The sequence below is a fragment of the Streptococcus infantis genome, assembly GCF_047464215.1.
Classification (GTDB): Bacteria; Bacillota; Bacilli; order Lactobacillales; family Streptococcaceae; genus Streptococcus; species Streptococcus infantis_P.
Genome location: NZ_JASHCG010000001.1, coordinates 51,059 through 70,115 on the forward strand (window position 1 = coordinate 51,059; position 19,057 = coordinate 70,115).

General features: G+C 41.7%; 9 protein-coding genes and 4 pseudogenes. All 13 read left to right on the top strand.

Going from position 1 to position 19,057, the window contains the following annotated elements; genetic code table 11:
• Positions 1-11: 11 nt before the first annotated feature.
• The 13 genes and pseudogenes from QM469_RS00205 to QM469_RS00265 all read left to right on the top strand — a co-directional run bounded on the left by QM469_RS00205 (position 12) and on the right by QM469_RS00265 (position 19,049).
• Positions 12-767: an SDR family NAD(P)-dependent oxidoreductase gene (locus tag QM469_RS00205; RefSeq protein WP_414275802.1), complete on the top strand. Its 756-nt coding sequence runs from the start codon at positions 12-14 to the stop codon at positions 765-767.
• Positions 768-1,165: 398 nt separating this feature from the next.
• Positions 1,166-1,495: a hypothetical protein gene (locus QM469_RS00210; protein WP_414275803.1), complete on the top strand. Its 330-nt coding sequence runs from the start codon at positions 1,166-1,168 to the stop codon at positions 1,493-1,495.
• 6 nt (positions 1,496-1,501) lie between these two features.
• The gene (locus QM469_RS00215; protein ID WP_006148098.1) at positions 1,502-1,696 is read left to right on the top strand and encodes a helix-turn-helix transcriptional regulator; all 195 of its coding nucleotides are present in this window, start codon (positions 1,502-1,504) and stop codon (positions 1,694-1,696) included.
• Between the two features lie 340 nt (positions 1,697-2,036).
• A complete protein-coding gene (locus QM469_RS00220; protein WP_414275804.1) occupies positions 2,037-3,785 on the top strand; it encodes a glycoside hydrolase family 13 protein in 1,749 nt (582 codons plus the stop codon).
• Between the two features lie 14 nt (positions 3,786-3,799).
• Positions 3,800-4,357 carry an SMI1/KNR4 family protein gene (locus QM469_RS00225; RefSeq protein ID WP_414275805.1) on the top strand — a complete coding sequence of 186 codons (558 nt, stop codon included), beginning with the start codon at positions 3,800-3,802 and terminating at the stop codon, positions 4,355-4,357.
• 561 nt (positions 4,358-4,918) lie between these two features.
• Positions 4,919-5,087, top strand: a pseudogene (locus tag QM469_RS00230) (YSIRK-type signal peptide-containing protein); the annotation flags it as partial.
• 206 nt (positions 5,088-5,293) lie between these two features.
• Positions 5,294-11,411, top strand: a pseudogene (bgaA, locus tag QM469_RS00235) (LPXTG-anchored adhesin/beta-galactosidase BgaA); the annotation flags it as partial.
• Between the two features lie 29 nt (positions 11,412-11,440).
• A pseudogene (locus QM469_RS00240) lies at positions 11,441-11,698 on the top strand (SIALI-17 repeat-containing surface protein); the annotation flags it as partial.
• Between the two features lie 33 nt (positions 11,699-11,731).
• A pseudogene (locus tag QM469_RS00245) lies at positions 11,732-12,643 on the top strand (SIALI-17 repeat-containing surface protein); the annotation flags it as partial.
• A gap of 489 nt (positions 12,644-13,132) precedes the next feature.
• On the top strand, positions 13,133-13,834 hold the full coding sequence (locus QM469_RS00250; protein WP_248034751.1) for an ABC transporter ATP-binding protein: 702 nt from the start codon (positions 13,133-13,135) through the stop codon (positions 13,832-13,834).
• Between the two features lies 1 nt (position 13,835).
• Positions 13,836-16,541 (top strand): ABC transporter permease, encoded by a 2,706-nt coding sequence (locus QM469_RS00255; RefSeq protein WP_248034752.1) that lies wholly within the window; start codon positions 13,836-13,838, stop codon positions 16,539-16,541.
• Between the two features lie 95 nt (positions 16,542-16,636).
• Positions 16,637-17,989 carry a UDP-N-acetylmuramoyl-L-alanine--D-glutamate ligase gene (gene murD, locus QM469_RS00260; protein WP_414275806.1) on the top strand — a complete coding sequence of 451 codons (1,353 nt, stop codon included), beginning with the start codon at positions 16,637-16,639 and terminating at the stop codon, positions 17,987-17,989.
• Between the two features lies 1 nt (position 17,990).
• Complete coding sequence (locus tag QM469_RS00265; RefSeq protein WP_414275807.1) at positions 17,991-19,049, top strand: UDP-N-acetylglucosamine--N-acetylmuramyl-(pentapeptide) pyrophosphoryl-undecaprenol N-acetylglucosamine transferase; 1,059 nt, start codon at positions 17,991-17,993, stop codon at positions 19,047-19,049.
• The last annotated feature ends 8 nt before the right edge of the window (positions 19,050-19,057 follow it).

The following is a 19,057-nucleotide window of genomic DNA, read 5'->3' on the forward strand; positions in this document are numbered from 1 at the left end:
AAAGGATAAATATGTCTACTATTCTCATTACGGGTGCTAGTGGTGGTCTAGCCCAAGAAATGGTCAAACTCTTGTCCAATGATCAATTGATTTTGCTGGGTAGAAATAGAGAAAAATTAGCTCAACTATACGGAAATCATCCACAGGCTGAATTGGTTGAGATTGATATTACCGATGATACAGCCCTAGAAACTCTGGTAGCAGACCTCTATCTCCGCTATGGCAAGATTGATGTTTTGATTAATAACGCTGGTTACGGGATCTTTGAAGATTTTGACAAGATCTCTAATCAAGATATTCATCAGATGTTTGAGGTTAACACCTTTGCTTTGATGAATTTATCACGTTTGATCGCTTCTCGTATGAAGGAAATGCGAAAAGGCCATATCATCAATATCGTTAGTATGGCTGGTTTGATAGCAACTGGCAAGTCCAGTCTTTACTCAGCGACTAAGTTTGCGGCTATCGGTTTTTCAAATGCTTTACGTCTCGAACTCATGCCCTATGGAGTCTATGTGACGACGGTTAATCCAGGTCCGATTCGTACAGGATTTTTTGACCAGGCTGATCCAGATGGAACCTATCTTAAGTCGGTTGATCGTTTTCTACTCGAGCCAGATGCAGTAGCTAGAAAGATTGTCAAAACCATAGGAAAAAACAAACGGGAACTCAATCTTCCAATCTTGCTCAATCTAGCCCATAGGTTTTACACCCTCTTTCCCAAGTTAGCAGATAAGTTAGCTGGGGAAACCTTTAATTTTAAGTGATGAAGCTGTTCCCTTGAGGAATGGCTTTTTACTTTAATTAGGAGGAGTTGTACATCAAAAATAATCCCTGAAAATACTGGTAGTTTATCTCTATTTGATAGTTTTGGAGTATAATTGAGATAAGAAAGCAGATTAAAGAGAGAATAAACTCCGAGTCTAACATAACTAAAAGTATATCTATAGCCGAAGCTTATGAAGTCAAGATAAAATAGGTTTAAAAGAACTTGCCCTTTGTCGGATTGACTAGGCTGTAAATCGGAGTTAGAAATATTCTTAGAACAGAAGAAAATAAAAAAGCCTAAAAATGTTAAAACATCTTGACATTCCATCGATTTAGAGTATAATAAAAAATGTAAAGAGCTCTTGACATTGTTTTGACGGATTGGAGGAACAGGACTATGAGAAAAATGGATGAAATGGACAGAGCGATTCAGCTACGTTCTGAGGAGTGGGGATATAAAACGGCTCTATTTGGCTTATGTGGATGGACAGTATTTAATATTTATCAATCTATTACAAAAGGCATTGAACTTGAAATGTTACCATGTCTGATTTTATGTTTATCTATTTCTGTTCAAGGATTTGCACAAACTGCCATAAAACAGAAAATGATTGGTGGTGATGAAGAGTTTAAAGAACCAAATAAACTTGTTCAAGGAGTAATTTTGATGGTTGTTATCCTTATCGTAGTTTTGGCGATTGGCATTTATTGTTTTCAGAAAGACTAATGCTGTATGAAAAATAATATCAAACAGTTAAGAAAGTCTGAAGGACTACGTCAGGAAGATATGGCAAAAATATTAGGCGTTAGTCGACAAACCATTATAGCTATCGAGAATGACAAGTACAATCCTACACTTGAACTAGCAATGAAAATTGCAAGATTGCTACGACTACATGTTGAAGAAATTTTCATTTTAGAAGATTAAAGATATCAGATAGCATTTATTTTAATCATCTGCTCCGTAATGATGAGAGAGTTTTCCGGTTCATGGAAACTCTCTTTTTAAAGCTCATAAAGAGTCTACTCAATTTTACCCTTGTCCATCTATATATAGTTTGTTGAATCTAGAATAGTACACTATGGATTCTAAAAAAACTTCTAGAAATTTAGTTGGCTTTCCCAATCTCTTTGTTCACACCTTAATTCAATCTATTATATCTATCGTAAAACTGGTATAAAAATTGCAAATCGAATCTTTAAATAGTATACTAGAACTAGTAATTGTGAAAACGTTTGCGCTTTTTATTGATTTTAGGAGACAAGACATGGAATTAACAGCCATTTATCATAGACCAGAATCAGAGTATGCTTATCTGTACAAAGAAGGTCAGCTACATATCCGAATCAGGAGCAAGAAGGATGATGTCCAGCAGGTCATCTTGCACTATGGAGATCCTTTTATTTTCATTGAGGATAAGTATGAAGCCAAGAAAGAAATGACTAAAGTAACCTCGGATGCTTTATTTGATTATTGGCAGGTTACAGTATCGGTTGATTTTGCACGGATTCAGTATCTCTTTGAACTCCTTGATAAGGAAGGTCAGGGTGTTTTCTATGGTGATAAGGGTTGTGTGGAACATACTCAAGAAAACTTGGATGCTGAAGGTAATGGTTTCAAGCTTCCTTATATTCACGAAATCGACGGTTGCCAAGTTCCTAGCTGGGTTTCAGAAACTGTTTGGTATCAGATTTTCCCTGAACGCTTCGCTAATGGAAACCCTAATTTGACTCCTGATGGAGCTCGAGCGTGGGATGCAGAGATTTCTCCTGAAAGGGATGATTTTTTTGGTGGAGATTTGCAAGGGATTATTGACCATCTGGACTATTTCAAAGACCTAGGAATCACTGGGCTCTATCTCTGTCCGATTTTTGAAGCTACAACCAATCACAAATATGATACCACGGATTATTTTGAGATTGACCGTCACTTTGGAGACAAGGAAGTCATTCATAATCTAGTTGAAGAAGCTCATAAACGTGGCATTAAGATCATGCTTGATGCAGTGTTTAACCATATCGGTTATCAGTCAGCCCAATGGCAGGACGTTCTAAAGAATGGAGAGAATTCCCCTTATAAAGATTGGTTCCATATTCAAGAATTTCCAGTTACAGAGGATAAACTTAAGAACCCAAGAGAACTACCTTATCATACCTTTGCCTTTGCTAGCTATATGCCTAAGTTAAATACGGCAAATCCTGAAGTTAAAAAATTTCTTTTAAGTGTTGCGACCTATTGGATTGAAAATTTTGATATCGATGCTTGGCGTTTGGACGTTGCCAATGAAATTGACCATCAGTTCTGGAGAGATTTTAGAAAGGCAGTTCTCGCTAAAAAGCCTGATTTGTATATCTTAGGTGAAATCTGGCATACCTCACAACCTTGGCTAAAAGGGGATGAGTTCCATGCAGTCATGAACTACCCACTTTCTGAAAGTATCAAGGATTATTTCTTACGTCAGCATAAAAAGACGGAGCAGTTTATTTCAGAAATCAATAGCCAGTCTATGTACTATAAGCAACAAATCTCGGAAGTGATGTTTAACCTTTTAGACTCTCACGATACAGAACGTATCCTCACGACTGCCAAAGGAAATATCCAGCATGTTAAGGCTGCTTTAACCTTCCTCTATCTTCAAAAAGGGACTCCTTGTATCTATTACGGAACAGAGCTGGCACTTAAAGGTGGACCAGATCCCGATTGCCGTCGTGTCATGCCTTGGGACCGTGTTTCTGAGGACAATGATATGCTGAATTTCATGAAGAAATTAATTAAGGTCCGTAAGGAAATTTCAAGCATTATTCAATATGGAACCTATAAGCTAGAAGAAGTGAAACCAGATGTTCTAGTTTTGAAATGGAACTATGAAGGGAAAGAAGTTCAAGCCATCTTTAACCAGTCTTCTGAGAATTTTGTTTTAGATAGAGATTCAGTTGATTTAGCTAGTCATTGCCAGCTTGAAGATGGACATCAAGTCATCTTACCAGCTGGATTTGTGGTCTATATTTCTGAGTAAAAAGGATTAAAATAATGGCACTCAAGGAAGTTTATGATTATTTTCGTCACTATGATAAGGAAACTTATCAGGTTGTCGCCTGCATGGGCAATGAACCATCGGAAGTAGATGTCCAGGATTTTGAAAATCAATACGGCATTCGTCTGCCAGAAGATTTCAGGGAATTCACCATGTCAGCTCTGGGAGGCCTCTTTATGGAGGTAAGAGAAGAGCTATGGCCAAGAGCCAAGGCTTACGATGTAGCACCATTTTGGACCTTCTGTCGAGGTATTAAGGTCTTGGGAATTGCAAATGGCATCCCAGACTTCTTAGACATTCGTCTTAAAACCAAGGAATTACACGCTCTGGGCTTTGTGGATTATATTCCATTTCTGTCTATCATCGGGGATGGAGATGTCATATTTTGCTTTGATAAGGACAATCATATAGTAGCTCTAGCTTGGTATAATAGTGGCGAAACTGAAGAGCTTGAATGTGATTTTTCAGGATTTTTACTCCATCAAATTGCCGAGCTAGAAGAACGTAAGAATGAGATGGTCAAGCTTTTGGAAAAGGGTAAATCTAGTCAATAATCTATAAGGAAATATCAGTTTGATAGTCCGTAAAAGAGGTTGGGACAAAAGATCCCGACCTCACTTTTTATTAGCAATCAAACTTTGACGCGGTAGCTGATTGAACTTTCTGTTCGTCTTTTATACTCTTCGAAAATCAAATTCAAACCACGTCAGCGTCGCCTTTCCGTATATATGTTACTGACTTCGTCAGTTCTATCTACAACCTCAAAGCAGTGCTTTGAGCAACCTGCGGCTAGCTTCCTAGTTTGCTCTTTGATTTTCATTGAGTATTAGACTCCAAAAAGCTCCTAATCATCCTCGCGGGGCTGGGACTACGAAATCGAGACTTTGTCTATCGATTTCTGTCCCACCGCCTTTTTTAGTAAAACCATTCACTAAATGTACATTCAGATTTTTAAACTTTTCTACAAATTATAGAAAAAAGAATCAAAAGTATGATTTTTATGCTGCCAGTATTGAAGTTTCTTATATTATTTTATAAAATAGAAGCAAAATACTACTGAAAAAGTAGAGCGCTTACACAAAAATGGAAGCGGTTACGAATATAAGGAGGATCTTATGGGAAAAGGTCATTGGAATCGAAAAAGAGTGTATAGTATCCGGAAATTTACCGTTGGAACTTGCTCTGTAGTCATCGGTACTTGCTCAGTCTTATTTGGAGCAAGTGTAGCTGGTGCAAATCCAGTAGCTGCGGAAGAAACTCCGATTACAGTTGCTACAGAAAAAGTAGCGGATGATTCTCATAAAGAGGAACTTGGTGAAACAAGAAGTCCAGAACAGCCAGCATCAACTGAATCAGCTGCAAGTGAAGTTGCTACACCAGCTCATGCAGTTGAAAAGGCACAGGACGACCAAACTCTACAATCAGATTCTGATAAAAAAGTGGATTCCATGCTAGATAAGAAATCTCAAGTAATTACTCAAGATCAATCTTCTCAAACGGAAAAACCGGACCTAAAACCGGCTACCAGCGAGGAGGTAAATCAATTGGTTGAGGATCGTAAAGTAGAATTTAACCAAAACTGGCATTTTAAACTCAATGCTAATGCCAAAGACGCCATCAAGCCAGATGCCGATGTATCAAGCTGGAAGAAATTAGACCTTCCTCATGACTGGAGTATCTATAACGACTTCGACCATCAGTCTCCTGCCCAAAATGAGGGTGGACAACTGAATGGTGGGGATGCTTGGTATCGCAAGACCTTTAAATTAGATGAAAAAGACCTAAACAAGAATATTCGCCTAGTCTTTGATGGTGTTTATATGGATTCGCAAGTCTATGTAAACGGTCAGCTAGTTGGTCACTATCCAAATGGTTACAACCAATTCTCTTATGACATCACTGATTATCTCAATAAAGACGGTCGTGAAAATGTCGTAGCTGTACATGCGGTTAATAAACAACCAAGTAGCCGTTGGTACTCAGGAAGTGGTATCTATCGTGATGTTACTCTTCAAGTGACAGACAAATTGCATGTTGCCAAAAACGGTACAACCATCTTAACTCCAGACCTTGAAAAACAACAAAATGGTAAGGTTGACACTCACGTATCAAGTAAGATTGTCAATACAGATGACAAAGATCATGAAATTGTTGCTGAATACCAAATTATTGAACGAAATGGTCAGGCTGTAACGGACGTGGTTCGTACAGATAGTCAAGTCTTGAAAGCTCATCAATCAACTAGTCTAAATGCTATTTTGCAAGTTGAGAAACCAAAACTTTGGACAGTCCTTAACGACAAGCCTGCCCTTTATGAATTGGTAACTCGTGTCTATCGTGATGGCCAGTTGGTAGATGCTAAGAAAGATTTATTTGGTTATCGTTATTACAATTGGACTCCAAACGAAGGCTTCTCTTTGAATGGTGAACGGATTAAATTCCACGGTGTTTCTCTTCACCATGACCACGGGGCCCTAGGAGCAGAAGAAAACTATAAGGCAGAATACCGTCGTCTTAAACAGATGAAGGATATGGGTGTGAACTCTATCCGTACAACCCACAACCCAGCTAGTGAGCAGACCTTACAAATTGCTGCAGAGCTTGGTTTGTTGGTTCAAGAAGAAGCTTTTGATACTTGGTATGGTGGTAAGAAACAGTATGACTATGGCCGCTTCTTTGAAAAAGATGCCACTCACCCAGAAGCTAAAAAAGGTGAAAAATGGTCTGATTTTGACTTGCGTACCATGGTCGAAAGAGGTAAGAACAACCCGGCTATCTTCATGTGGTCTATCGGTAATGAAATCGGTGAAGCTTCAGGAGATCCACATTCTCTAGCGACTGTTAAGCGTTTGGTCAAGGTCATCAAAGACGTTGACAAGACTCGCTATGTCACAATGGGAGCAGATAAATTCCGCTTCGGTGATGGTAGCGGTGGACATGAGAAAATCGCTGACGAACTGGATGCGGTTGGATTTAACTATTCAGAAGATAACTACAAGAAACTGCGTGCTAAACATCCAAACTGGTTGATTTACGGTTCAGAAACTTCTTCTGCAACTCGTACTCGTGGCAGCTATTTCCGTCCTGAAAGTGAACTAGTCCACAGCAACCAAGCTTACCGTCATTATGAGCAGTCTGACTACGGTAATGACCGTGTTGGTTGGGGTAAAACAGCTACAGCATCTTGGACTTTTGACCGTGACAATGCAGGCTATGCAGGTCAGTTCATCTGGACAGGTACTGACTATATCGGTGAGCCTACTCCGTGGCACAACCAAAACAATACGCCAGTTAAGAGTTCTTACTTCGGTATCGTAGATACAGCCGGAATTCCAAAGAATGACTACTACTTGTACCAAAGCCAATGGGTTTCTGCTCGGAAGAAACCAATGGTTCACCTGCTTCCTCACTGGAACTGGGAAGATCCTACTCTTAAAGCTAACGTAGCGGATGCAGATGGTAAGATTCCTGTTCGTGCTTACTCTAACGCTGCAAGTGTTGAGTTATTCTTGAACGGTGAATCTCTAGGCAAGAAGACCTTTAACAAAAAACAAACAAGTGATGGACGTACTTACCAAGAAGGTGCCAATGCCAAGGAACTTTATCTTGAGTGGAAGGTTGCTTTCGAAGCTGGAACTTTGGAAGCAGTGGCTCGTGATGAAGCAGGTAATGAAATTGCTCGTGATAAGATTACGACTGCTGGAGAGCCTGCAGGTGTTCGCTTAGTGAAAGAAGAACATGCTATTGCAGCAGACGGGAAAGACCTCACTTATATTTACTATGAAATCGTTGACCAGGCTGGTAATGTAGTTCCTACAGCTAACAACCTTGTGCGCTTCCAGTTGCATGGTCAAGGTCAAATTGTCGGTGTGGATAACGGTGAACAAGCAAGCCGTGAGCGTTACAAAGAGCAAGCTGACGGTTCATGGATTCGCAAGGCCTTCAATGGTAAGGGTGTTGTAATTGTTAAATCAACTGAGCAAGCTGGTAAATTTACCTTGACTGCCCACTCTGATCTCTTGAAATCTGATCAAACAACGATCTTTACAGGTAAAAAAGAGCAAGCAGAAAAAACTGTCTTAGGTACAGAAGTACCTAAAGTACGTACTGTTATCGGTCAAGCACCGAAAATGCCTAAGAAAGTAGCCTTTATCTACAGTGATGGCAGCCGTGCCAAACTTCCAGTAGAATGGTCAGCAGTTGATGTCAATGAACCAGGAATTGTGACTGTCAAAGGTGTGGCAGACGGACGAGACGTCGAAGCGCGTGTTGAAGTCTTGGCTCTCGAAGCAGAATTGCCTGTAGTCAAGAGAATCGCTCCAAATACAGACCTAAATTCAGTTGACAAATCTGTTTCTTACGTATTGTCAGATGGTACTGTAGCAAGCTATGATGTTAATAAGTGGGAAATTGCAGCAGAAGATCAAGCTAAACTAGCTATCCCAGGATCTCGCATCCAGGCAAAAGGTATTTTAGAAGATGAAGAAATTGCTGCAACCTTGGTAGTGGCAGAAGGTGAAGCTGCTAATCCAGTAGTTCCAAGCGTAACTGTGGCAGATCAAGCGGTTGAAGGCCTTTCGACTGACCAACCTGTAAAATACCACAAGCTTGCTTATGGAGTAGCCTTGCCAGAGGTCAAAGCTACAGCTGAAAATGCGGAAGTGACTGTTATTCAAGCTAGTGAAGCGACGGGTATGCGAGCAACTATCCATGTTCAACCAAATGATGGTGGCCCACTACAAATCTATGCTATCCAATTCCTACAAGAAGCTCCACAAATCGAACGATTGAGCTTAGAGGTAGAGAACGAATCTGCACTTAAAGAAGACCAAACGGTCGGTATCAAGGTCTTGGCTCACTACCAAGATGGTACTCAGGCAGTCTTGAAGGCTGACAAGGTTACCTTCTCAACTACAGGTGTGGGAGATGTAGCCGTTCGTAAAGGTATGCTTGAATTGCACAAACCAGGTCAAGTAACTCTGAAAGCTCAATTTGAAGGAGCAGAAGGTCAGATTGACTTGAACATTCAAGCAAATACTGAAAACAAAGTCGTACAAGCAATCCGCCCAGTCAGCGTAGTGACAGGCTTGAATCAAGAACCAAGTCTCCCAGCTACAGTAACTGTAGAGTATGACAAAGGATTTCCAAAGGTTCACAAGGTGACTTGGCAAGCAGTTGCTAAGGAAGACCTTGCTAAATACCATAGCTTTGATGTTCTTGGTAAAGTAGAAGGGCTCGAAAAAGAAGCTCATGCTAAGGTATCTGTTGAAGGTATCATTGCTGTCGAGGAAGTGAGCGTAACAACTCCAGTTGCAGAAGCTCCTCAACTACCAGAGAGTGTTCGGACTTATCACTCAAATGGCCAAGTATCTTCAGCTAAAGTAACTTGGGACGCAATTGAACCAAGCCAGTACGCAAATGAAGGCAGCTTTACTGTTACTGGTCATGTTGAAGGAACTCAGTTACCAACCAAACTTCATGTTCGTGTCTCTGCTCAAACAGAAGTTGGTGCTAACATCTCTGATCAGTGGACTGGTTCAGAATTGCCACTTGCCTTTGCATCAGACTCAAATCCAAGTGACCCAGTAGCCAATGTCAATGACAAACTAATCTCATATAATAACCAACCAGCAAACCGTTGGACAAACTGGAACCGTACAAGTGAAGCTTCCGTAGGAATTCTCTTTGGTGACTCTGGTATCATGTCTAAACGTTCAGTTGATAACCTCAATGTCGCCTTCCACGAAGACCACGGTGTTGGTGCACCTAAATCCTATGTCATCGAATACTATGTCGGTTCAGCAACTCCAACAGTTCCTAAGAATCCAAGCTTCGTAGCACGTGAAGATCATGTCTTTAATGACGATAAAAACTGGAAAGAAGTAACAAATCTCAAGGCTCCAGATCAAGTAAGAGCTGGAGAAATGACCCACTTTAGCTTTGATAAAGTCAACACTTACGCAGTTCGTATCCGCATGGTTCGACCAGATGGTAAATGGGGTACTTCAATTACAGAATTGCAAATCTTCTCTAAACAGGTAGCAGCAGCTAAGAAAGCTCAAGCACAAATCCAAGTAGATGGAAAAGATTTGCCAAACTTTAACCCAGGCTTGACTGACTACTATCTAGAAGCAAGCCAAGGAAAAGCTCCAACTGTAACAGCAAGTGTCACTGAAAATGGTATTGCAACAGTTGTACCAAGCGTAGGTGAAGGAGATCCAGTTCGTGTTGTTGTCAAGGCTGAAAACGGTGATATCCTGGGTGAATATCGTCTACACTTCACAAATGATAAAGATTTGCTCGCAAGTAAACCTGTTGCTGTTGCCAAATCCTCTCGCTTGGTTGCTAAAGGACAAACCCTTGAGCTACCAGCAAAAGTTCCTGTCTACTTCACAGGAAAATCTGACTATGAAGTGAAAGACTTGGCTGTTGATTGGGAAGCAGTCCCAGCAGAAAATCTAACAAAAGCAGGTGAATTTACAGTTCATGGTCGCGTTTTGGGTACTGATTTAACTGCTGAAGTGGCTGTACGTGTGACTGATAAACTCGGTGAAAACCTATCAGACAACCCAGACTTCGATGATGACAGCAACCGCTCATTTGCCTCAGCAACTAACGATATTGATCCAAACTCTCATGACCGTGTGGATTATGTTAACGATGGTTCAGATGATGAAACCCGTCGTTGGACCAACTGGTCTGCAAGTCCATCTGAAAATCCAGAAGTCTCAGTAGGGGTTATCTTCAGAGAAAATGGTCAGATTGTTGAGCGTTCAGTAGCAGAAGGAAGCATTCGCTTCTTTGCAGATGGTGGAACAGATGCACCTTCTAAACTAGTATTAGAGCGCTATATTGGCCCAGAATTTGATTCGCCAGAATATTACTCTAACTACCAACCATACGATCCTGATCACCCATTCAACACTCCTTCTAACTGGGAGAAAGTTGAATACCGTGCGGATCAAGAGATTCAAGCAGGAACTGACATCCATGTAACCTTTGCACCAGTCAAAGCTAAAGCTATGAGATGGCGCATGGACAGAAAAGCAGACAAGAAGGGTGTAGCTATCACTGAAATGGCCTTTATCGCACCAAGTGAAGCACCTAAGGATAATACAGCTTCTAAACTTCTTGTGGATGGTAGAGAGCTTGCTGACTTCTCTGAAGCTCGTGTAGATTACCAAGTAACCTATAGTGGAAAACGTCCTAAAGTGACAGTGGAAGCTGGTGAAAACGTAGCGGCGACAGTTGTTGATAGTGGTGATGATAAACTTCCAGTCTTGGTACGTCTTGTTTCAGAAAGTGGTAAGAACGTTAAAGAGTATCGGATCCAATTGACTAAAGATGAGGTCGAAACTGCTAAGACAGAACCAGCTGTTCAAGAAGCACTTCCTAGCCTAGAAGTGGTAGAAGAAGCAATCAGCTTCAAGTCTATTATGCAAGATGATCCGACTCTTCCAGAAGGTGAAACTCGTGTGACTCAAGTAGGTCGTGAAGGTAAAGAACGCATCATTACTGAAGTTGCAGTAGATGGAAGCCGTACTGAAAAACTTCGTGAAGTTGTTGAAGCAGCACAAGATGAGATTGTCTTAGTCGGAACTAAGAAAGAAGTATCAGGCAAAACCGAACCAGCTATCCACGAGGTTCCAGAATTCACAGGTGGTGTTAACGGAGCAGAAGCAGCTGTTCATGAAGTTCCAGAGTACACAGGAGCAATTGGAACAGCAGGCGACGAGCCAGCCCCAGTAGTAGAAGTTCCAGAGTACACAGGAGCAATTGGAACAGCAGGCGACGAGCCAGCCCCAGTAGTAGAAGTTCCAGAGTACACAGGAGCAATTGGAACAGCAGGCGACGAGCCAGCTCCAGTAGTAGAAGTTCCAGAATACACAGGAGCTATTGGCACAGCAGGCGATGAACCAGCTCCGGTAGTAGAAGTTCCAGAATTTGAGGGTGGCGTCAATGCAGTAGAAGCCGCTAAGAATGAGTTGCCAGAATACACAGAAGCAATCGGCACAGTAGGTGACGAGCCAGCCCCAGTAGTAGAAGTTCCAGAGTACACAGGAGTTATTGGAACAGCAGGTGAAGAAGCGGCTCCAGTAGTAGAAGTCCCAGAATTCAAGGGTGGGGTTAATGCTGTTGAAGCAGCTGTTCATGAAGTTCCAGAGTACATTGAAGAAAATGAAGCAGCTGATAAAATCCAACCACCAGTAGTAGAAGTCCCAGAATTTACAGGTGGAGTAAATGGTGTCGAAGTAGCTGTTCATGAAGTTCCAGAGTACACTGAAGCTATTGGCACAGCAGGTGACGAAGCAGCTCCAGTAGTAGAAGTCCCAGAATTCAAGGGTGGCGTTAACGCAGTCGAAGCAGCTGTTCATGAAGTTCCAGAATACACAGAAGCAATCGGCACAGTAGGCGACGAGCCAGCCCCAGTAGTAGAAGTCCCAGAATTTGAAGGTGGTGTCAATGCAGTAGAAGCCGCTAAGAACGAAGTCCCAGAATTTACTGGTGGTGTCAATGGAGCAGAAGCCGCTATTCATGAAGTTCCAGAGTTTACTGGTGGAGTGAATGGTGTCGAAGCAGCTGTTCAGGAAGTAAGCCCAGAATTCACAGGTAGTGTCAATGGATCAGAAGGAGCAATCCATGAGGTTCCAGAATACAAAGATGAGCAGTCTCTTGTAGCTCTTACTATGTCACAAGATAAGACTTACCAAGCACCTGCAAGTCATCAATACAAACTCCCAGAGACAGGCACTAAAGAAAATGCTGGCCTTGCAGCCGTAGGTCTTGTAGGAGCATTACTTGGTCTCTTTGCAATGGGAAAGAAAAAAGAAGACGAATAAGGTGATGTAAAATCATCCAAGTCATAGAGAGTGGGACAGAAATCGGTAATTCGTTAGAATTCGATTTCGTCGTCCCACCTCCGCACAGTTGAGTAGGGCTGTAAAAGCTGATGAAATCAGCGTAGTAGAGCCCACTCAACCACTGCGTCTTGCTCGACAATCCAAAGACAATTGAGAGGCTAGGACTTTTGTCCCAGCCTCGATTATAAAAAGCGGACAAAACTAGTTTTCTGATGAACAGAATCTGGTCTTGTTCGCTTTTTTGGCTCATGAATCAATTGCAAAAGAAGATAAGAGATGATTTTCTACAAAAAGCAAACAGCAAACTAGAGGAATTGCCTTAGAAACAAGGTAAGTAAGCCAATAAGACTTGTTTTCAGCGATTTTAAGGAGTCTTAAAATCACTCTAATGTATACAGGGATAAGCTTTCTTTCTCTCCTCAAAAGAGTTATAATAAAGATGAAAATAGGAGAAGAGGAGGAGATAGGATGGCTTATATTGAAATGAAAAATAGCTATAAGAGGTATCATACTGGTGATACAGAAATCGTAGCTAATCGAGATGTCAACTTCGAGATTGAAAAGGGAGAACTAGTCATTATCCTTGGGGCATCTGGTGCAGGGAAGTCAACCGTTTTAAATATTCTAGGTGGTATGGATACAAACGATGAAGGGCAAGTCTGGGTTGATGGGACTAATATTTCTGACTATACATCCCATCAGAGAACCAACTATCGTAGAGATGACGTTGGCTTTGTCTTTCAATTTTACAACTTGGTTTCTAACTTGACTGCTAAAGAAAATGTCGAGCTAGCTTCAGAAATTGTTGCCGATGCCTTGGATCCAGAACAGGTTCTCAAGGATGTAGGTTTAGGCCACCGTCTCAATAACTTTCCAGCCCAGTTGTCAGGTGGTGAGCAACAACGGGTCTCTATTGCACGAGCCGTTGCTAAAAATCCTAAAATTCTCCTTTGTGATGAACCAACGGGAGCTTTGGACTACCAGACTGGTAAGCAGGTTCTAAAGATTCTGCAAGATATGTCACGAAAGAAGGGTACCACTGTTATCATCGTGACCCATAATGCTTCGCTAGCTCCTATAGCTGATCGCGTGATTCAGATGCATGATGCCAGTGTCAAGAGTGTTGTCCTCAATCCTCAACCACAGGATATTGATGATTTGGAGTATTGAGATGAAAAGAAAGACATATTGGAAAGACCTGCTCCAGTCTTTCACAGGTTCAAAGGGACGGTTTTTATCCATCCTAACTCTGATGATGTTGGGTTCTTTAGCCGTGGTTGGTCTCAAAGTAGCCAGTCCCAATATGGAGCGAACAGCATGGGATTATATTCAAAAAGCCAATCTGGCTGATATTACTGTCATAGCAGATTATGGTCTAGATCAGGCAGACCAGGCAGAATTGCAAAATCTTACGGGAGCAGCCGTAGAGTTTGGTTATATGACGGATTTGACTCTAGAAGGTAGCCAAGATGCCATACGAATCTTTTCAAATACTGATAAGATTTCAAAATTTCAAGTAACGGAAGGTCGTTTGCCTGAAAAAGAAGATGAATTAGCCTTGGCGGACTTTTGGAAAGATCGCTATCAGATTGGTCAAGTCATTCATTTGAGTCAAAAGAAGGGCAGCAATTCTCAGTTGAAGCGAGATAGTTATACCATTACAGGCTTTGTCCACTCACCAGATATTTTTTCAAAATCAGATATGGGGAGTTCAGTCAGTGGTAATGGAAATCTAGCAGCTTACGCTGTCGTAACTGAAGAAAATTTTAAGAGCTCTGTATACACGATTGCCCGCTTGCGTTTTGCTAGTCTAACAGATGTCAATCCTTTCTCTAGTGATTACGAAAAAAAGCTAGAGGAAGAAGAGGAGACTTTAAAGGAACTAGTTGCTGATAATGGACAAGCGCGGCTAGAGAAAATGAAGAAGGATGCCCAAGAGTCCCTTGATGAGGGCAAGAAACAACTAGACGAGGCAGAGACCAACTTGACAGCTGGCAAGAAACGCCTACAAGAAATCGAAACGCGTCTACAAGCTCAAGAAAATCAAGTGAGCCAACTACCAGAACCACAAAAAAGTCAAGCATCTAGTCAGTTAGAAGAAGCAAAAAAGCAACTGAAGCAGGAACAGGAAAAGCTGAGCCAAGCCGAAACAGATCTTACTAACGAAAAGGCTAAATGGCAGACCAGTCAGGATGAAGTCAATGCTCTGACAGAGCCAAGCTATCATGTCTACAATCGAAAGAGTTCTCCAACTGGTCAAGGTTATCTCATGTATAGTAACTCGGCCATGAGTATTCGTGCCGTAGGGAATATTTTTCCAGTTGTTCTCTATGCCGTAGCAGCCATGGTTACCTTTACCACCATGACACGATTTGTAGACGAGGAAAGGACCAATGCTGGTATCTTTAAGGCTTTAGGCTACCATAGTAAGGATATCATTGCTAAGTTTGTGATTTACGGTCTAGTTGCTGGTACTCTTGGCACCCTTTTGGGAATTCTGATTGGTCATTATGTCTTAGCACCCACAATCTCGCATATCATCACTGAACGAATGATCGTTGGTGAGAGTCAGCAGTATTTCTATTGGACCTATAGTTGCTTAGCTCTGGGTCTAAGCTTAGTAGCTAGCGTTTTACCTGCCTACCTTGTATCTCGCAGAGAGTTGCATGAAGAAGCAGCGCAATTATTACTACCCAAGCCACCAGTCAAGGGCTCAAAGATTCTCTTGGAGCGCATCACCTTTATCTGGTCTCATTTGAGCTTTACCCAAAAAGTTACAGCTCGCAACATTTTCCGTTACAAACAACGCATGCTGATGACTATTTTTGGGGTCGCAGGTTCAGTAGCCCTCCTCTTTGCAGGGCTTGGTATCCAATCTTCTGTGGTAGGAGTTGCTGACAGGCAGTTTAAGGATTTGCAACAATACCAGATGGTTCTCTCTGTCAATTCTCGAGCTTCAGATTCTGATAAGGCAAAGCTAGAAGAAAAATTGCAGAGTGATGAAGTTGAAAACTATCGTTTAATTTCTTCCAAACAGGTTGAGGAAAAGTATGCTGGCAAGGCAGGTGTTCAAACCGTGACCATCATGGTAACGGATCAAGATGATCTGGCTCCCTTTGTCCTCCTAGAAAGAAATGGGGAAAAACTGAGCTTATCTAACGGACTTGTTCTAACTGAAAAATTAGCCCAGTTGGCAGGAGTTTCCCTTGGTGACAACTTTACAATAGATGGGAAAACCTTTAAGGTTGGAGCCATTACCGAGCACTACGTAGGCCATTTTGTTTATATGAATCAGGCGACCTATGAGGAGATATATGGTCAAACTCCTAAGATGAATACCTATCTAGTCCAACTCAAGGATAAAAGTGAAGGCAATACTGAAAGAGTCGCAGGAGAATTTATGGACCAGGCGGCTGTCAGTGGCCTCGTTCAAAACGCCTCCACCATTCAGCTCTTTGAAAGTTTTGCTAATTCTCTGAATCACACCATGGCGATTTTGGTGCTGGTATCGGTGCTACTAGCCATCGTGATTCTCTATAATTTGACCAATATCAATGTTGCTGAACGGATTCGGGAACTCTCAACCATCAAGGTTCTTGGTTTTCATAACAAAGAAGTGACCCTTTACATATATCGGGAAACCATCCTATTGTCACTAATTGGAATGATTGTAGGATTGGTATCAGGCTTTTATCTCCATCAATTTCTCATTCAGATGATCGCACCCGGTACCTTCCGTTTTCAACCCAAGGTCGGCTGGGAAGTTTATCTCATCCCAGTTCTAGCTGTCAGTGTCATTTTGACCATCCTAGGAGTTTTTGTCAATCATTATCTCCGAAAGGTGGATATGTTAGAAGCCCTCAAGTCTGTAGAATAATTGGTAGAGGACAAAAACAAATAAGAAAGCCCTTTGTGGCTTTTTTATTTTCATAAAAATGGTAAAATAGTAAGAGTAGAAATGGAGTTCTAGATATGAAACGAATTGATCAATTTGAAAATAAGAAAGTATTAGTCCTAGGTTTGGCCAAATCTGGTGAGTCAGCAGCTCGTCTCTTGGACAAGCTAGGTGCCATTGTCACCGTAAATGATGGCAAACCTTTTGAGGAAAATCCAGCTGCGCAAAGTCTCTTGGAAGAGGGCATCAAGGTTGTCACTGGTGGACATCCTTTGGAATTATTGGATGAAGATTTTGCCCTCATGGTAAAAAATCCAGGAATTCCTTATAGCAATCCTATGATTGAAAAAGCGCTAGAAAAAGGCATTCCAGTCTTGACAGAGGTTGAGTTGGCCTACTTGATTTCTGATGCACCGATTGTTGGTATTACTGGTTCAAATGGCAAGACTACGACCACCACTATGATTGGAGAAGTTCTGACTGCAGCTGGGCAAAATGGCCTTTTATCAGGGAACATTGGTTATCCTGCTAGTCAAGTGGCTCAAACTGCCACAGATAAGGACACTCTTGTGATGGAACTTTCTTCTTTCCAACTAATGGGAATCCAAGAATTTCATCCTGAAATTGCTGTTATCACCAACCTGATGCCAACCCATATTGACTATCACGGTTCTTTTGAAGCCTATGTAGCAGCCAAGTGGAATATCCAAAGCAATATGACAGCAGCTGATTACCTAGTATTGAACTTCAACCAGGAATTAGCTAAAGAGCTTGCTACAAAGACAAACGCGACTGTAGTACCATTCTCAACACTTGAAAAGGTGGACGGAGCTTATCTAGAAGATAGTCAACTCTACTTCCGTGGCGAAAAAGTCATGGCAGCTGATGAGATTGGTGTTCCAGGTAGCCACAATGTGGAAAATGCCCTTGCAACCATTGCTGTAGCTAAACTTCGTGGTGTGGACAATGAAATCATCAAGGAAACCTTGTCAGCCTTTGGCGGTGTCAAACACCGTCTCCAATTTGTAGACCAAATCAATGGGGTGAAATTCTACAACGATAGTAAGTCAACCAATATCTTGGCAACTCAAAAAGCCTTGTCTGGATTTGACAACAGCAAGGTTATCTTGATTGCTGGTGGGTTGGACCGTGGCAATGAGTTTGACGAATTGGTTCCTGATATTACTGGACTTAAGAAAATGGTCATCCTCGGTCAATCTGCAGAACGTGTCAAACGTGCAGCGGATAAAGCTGGTGTGGCTTATGTCGATGCGACTGATATTGCAGATGCGACTCGTAAGGCTTCTGAACTTGCGGAAGAAGGAGATGTGGTTCTCCTCAGTCCTGCTAATGCTAGCTGGGATATGTATGCCAACTTTGAGGTACGTGGAGATCTTTTCATCGACACTGTAGCGGAGTTAAAGGGATAATATGAAAAAAATAGTATTTACAGGTGGGGGAACGGTTGGACACGTCACCCTCAACCTTTTGTTAATGCCTAAGTTCATCGAAGATGGCTGGGAAGTCCACTATATTGGTGACAAAAACGGAATTGAGTATCAAGAAGTCCTCAAATCGGGTCTAGATGTGACCTTCCATTCTATTGCAACTGGGAAATTACGTCGATATTTCTCATGGCAAAATATGGTTGACGTCTTTAAGGTTGCTTTTGGAATTCTTCAATCGCTCTTTATCATGCTTCGAGTTCGTCCACAAGCCCTCTTTTCCAAGGGTGGATTTGTATCTGTTCCGCCTGTTATCGCAGCGCGAGTATGCAGAGTACCAGTCTTCATCCACGAGTCTGATCTCTCTATGGGATTGGCCAATAAAATCGCCTATAAATTTGCGACTAAAATGTACTCTACTTTTGAGCAAGCGTCTAGTCTCACTAAGGTAGAGCATGTAGGAGCCGTTACAAAAGTTTCTGGTCCTGTTATTGAAGAGCCTGAGGAAATGGTGGATATCCGAACTTCTTTCAATGATAAGCTACCAACTCTTCTTTTCGTCGGAGGTTCTGCTGGTGCGCGTGTCTTTAACCAATTAGTTACAGACTACAAGGAAGAGCTGACTAGTCGTTATAATATCATCAACTTGACTGGTGATTCTAGTTTAAATGAACTAAGCCAGCATCTCTACCGTGTTGACTACGTGACTGAACTCTATCAACCGCTCATGAATATGGCTGATGTAGTCATCACTCGTGGTGGTGCCAATACTATTTTTGAACTTCTTGCCATGGCTAAATTGCATGTCATTGTCCCTCTAGGGCGTGAAGCTAGCCGTGGAGATCAGATTGAAAATGCGGCTTACTTTGTGAAAAAAGGCTATGCTGAGGAGTTGCAAGAGGGCGATTTGACCTTGTCTACTTTAGAAGAAAAAGTAAGCAAGCTTTTGACCCACAAAGAAGACTACCAGAACACGATGAAGAATTCTCATGAATTAAAATCTGTGGCGGATTTTTATGCGCTACTAAAAAAAGATCTATCATAAGGAAAATC

What these genes read in the sequence shown, in the direction of transcription:
- QM469_RS00210 (WP_414275803.1), top strand. Translation starts at nt 1,166, where the DNA reads ATGAGAAAAATGGATGAAATGGACAGAGCGATTCAGCTACGTTCTGAG.
- QM469_RS00220 (WP_414275804.1), top strand. Translation starts at nt 2,037, where the DNA reads ATGGAATTAACAGCCATTTATCATAGACCAGAATCAGAGTATGCTTAT.
- QM469_RS00225 (WP_414275805.1), top strand. Translation starts at nt 3,800, where the DNA reads ATGGCACTCAAGGAAGTTTATGATTATTTTCGTCACTATGATAAGGAA.
- QM469_RS00255 (WP_248034752.1), top strand. Translation starts at nt 13,836, where the DNA reads ATGAAAAGAAAGACATATTGGAAAGACCTGCTCCAGTCTTTCACAGGT.
- QM469_RS00215 (WP_006148098.1), top strand. Translation starts at nt 1,502, where the DNA reads ATGAAAAATAATATCAAACAGTTAAGAAAGTCTGAAGGACTACGTCAG.
- QM469_RS00265 (WP_414275807.1), top strand. Translation starts at nt 17,991, where the DNA reads ATGAAAAAAATAGTATTTACAGGTGGGGGAACGGTTGGACACGTCACC.
- QM469_RS00205 (WP_414275802.1), top strand. Translation starts at nt 12, where the DNA reads ATGTCTACTATTCTCATTACGGGTGCTAGTGGTGGTCTAGCCCAAGAA.
- murD (WP_414275806.1), top strand. Translation starts at nt 16,637, where the DNA reads ATGAAACGAATTGATCAATTTGAAAATAAGAAAGTATTAGTCCTAGGT.
- QM469_RS00250 (WP_248034751.1), top strand. Translation starts at nt 13,133, where the DNA reads ATGGCTTATATTGAAATGAAAAATAGCTATAAGAGGTATCATACTGGT.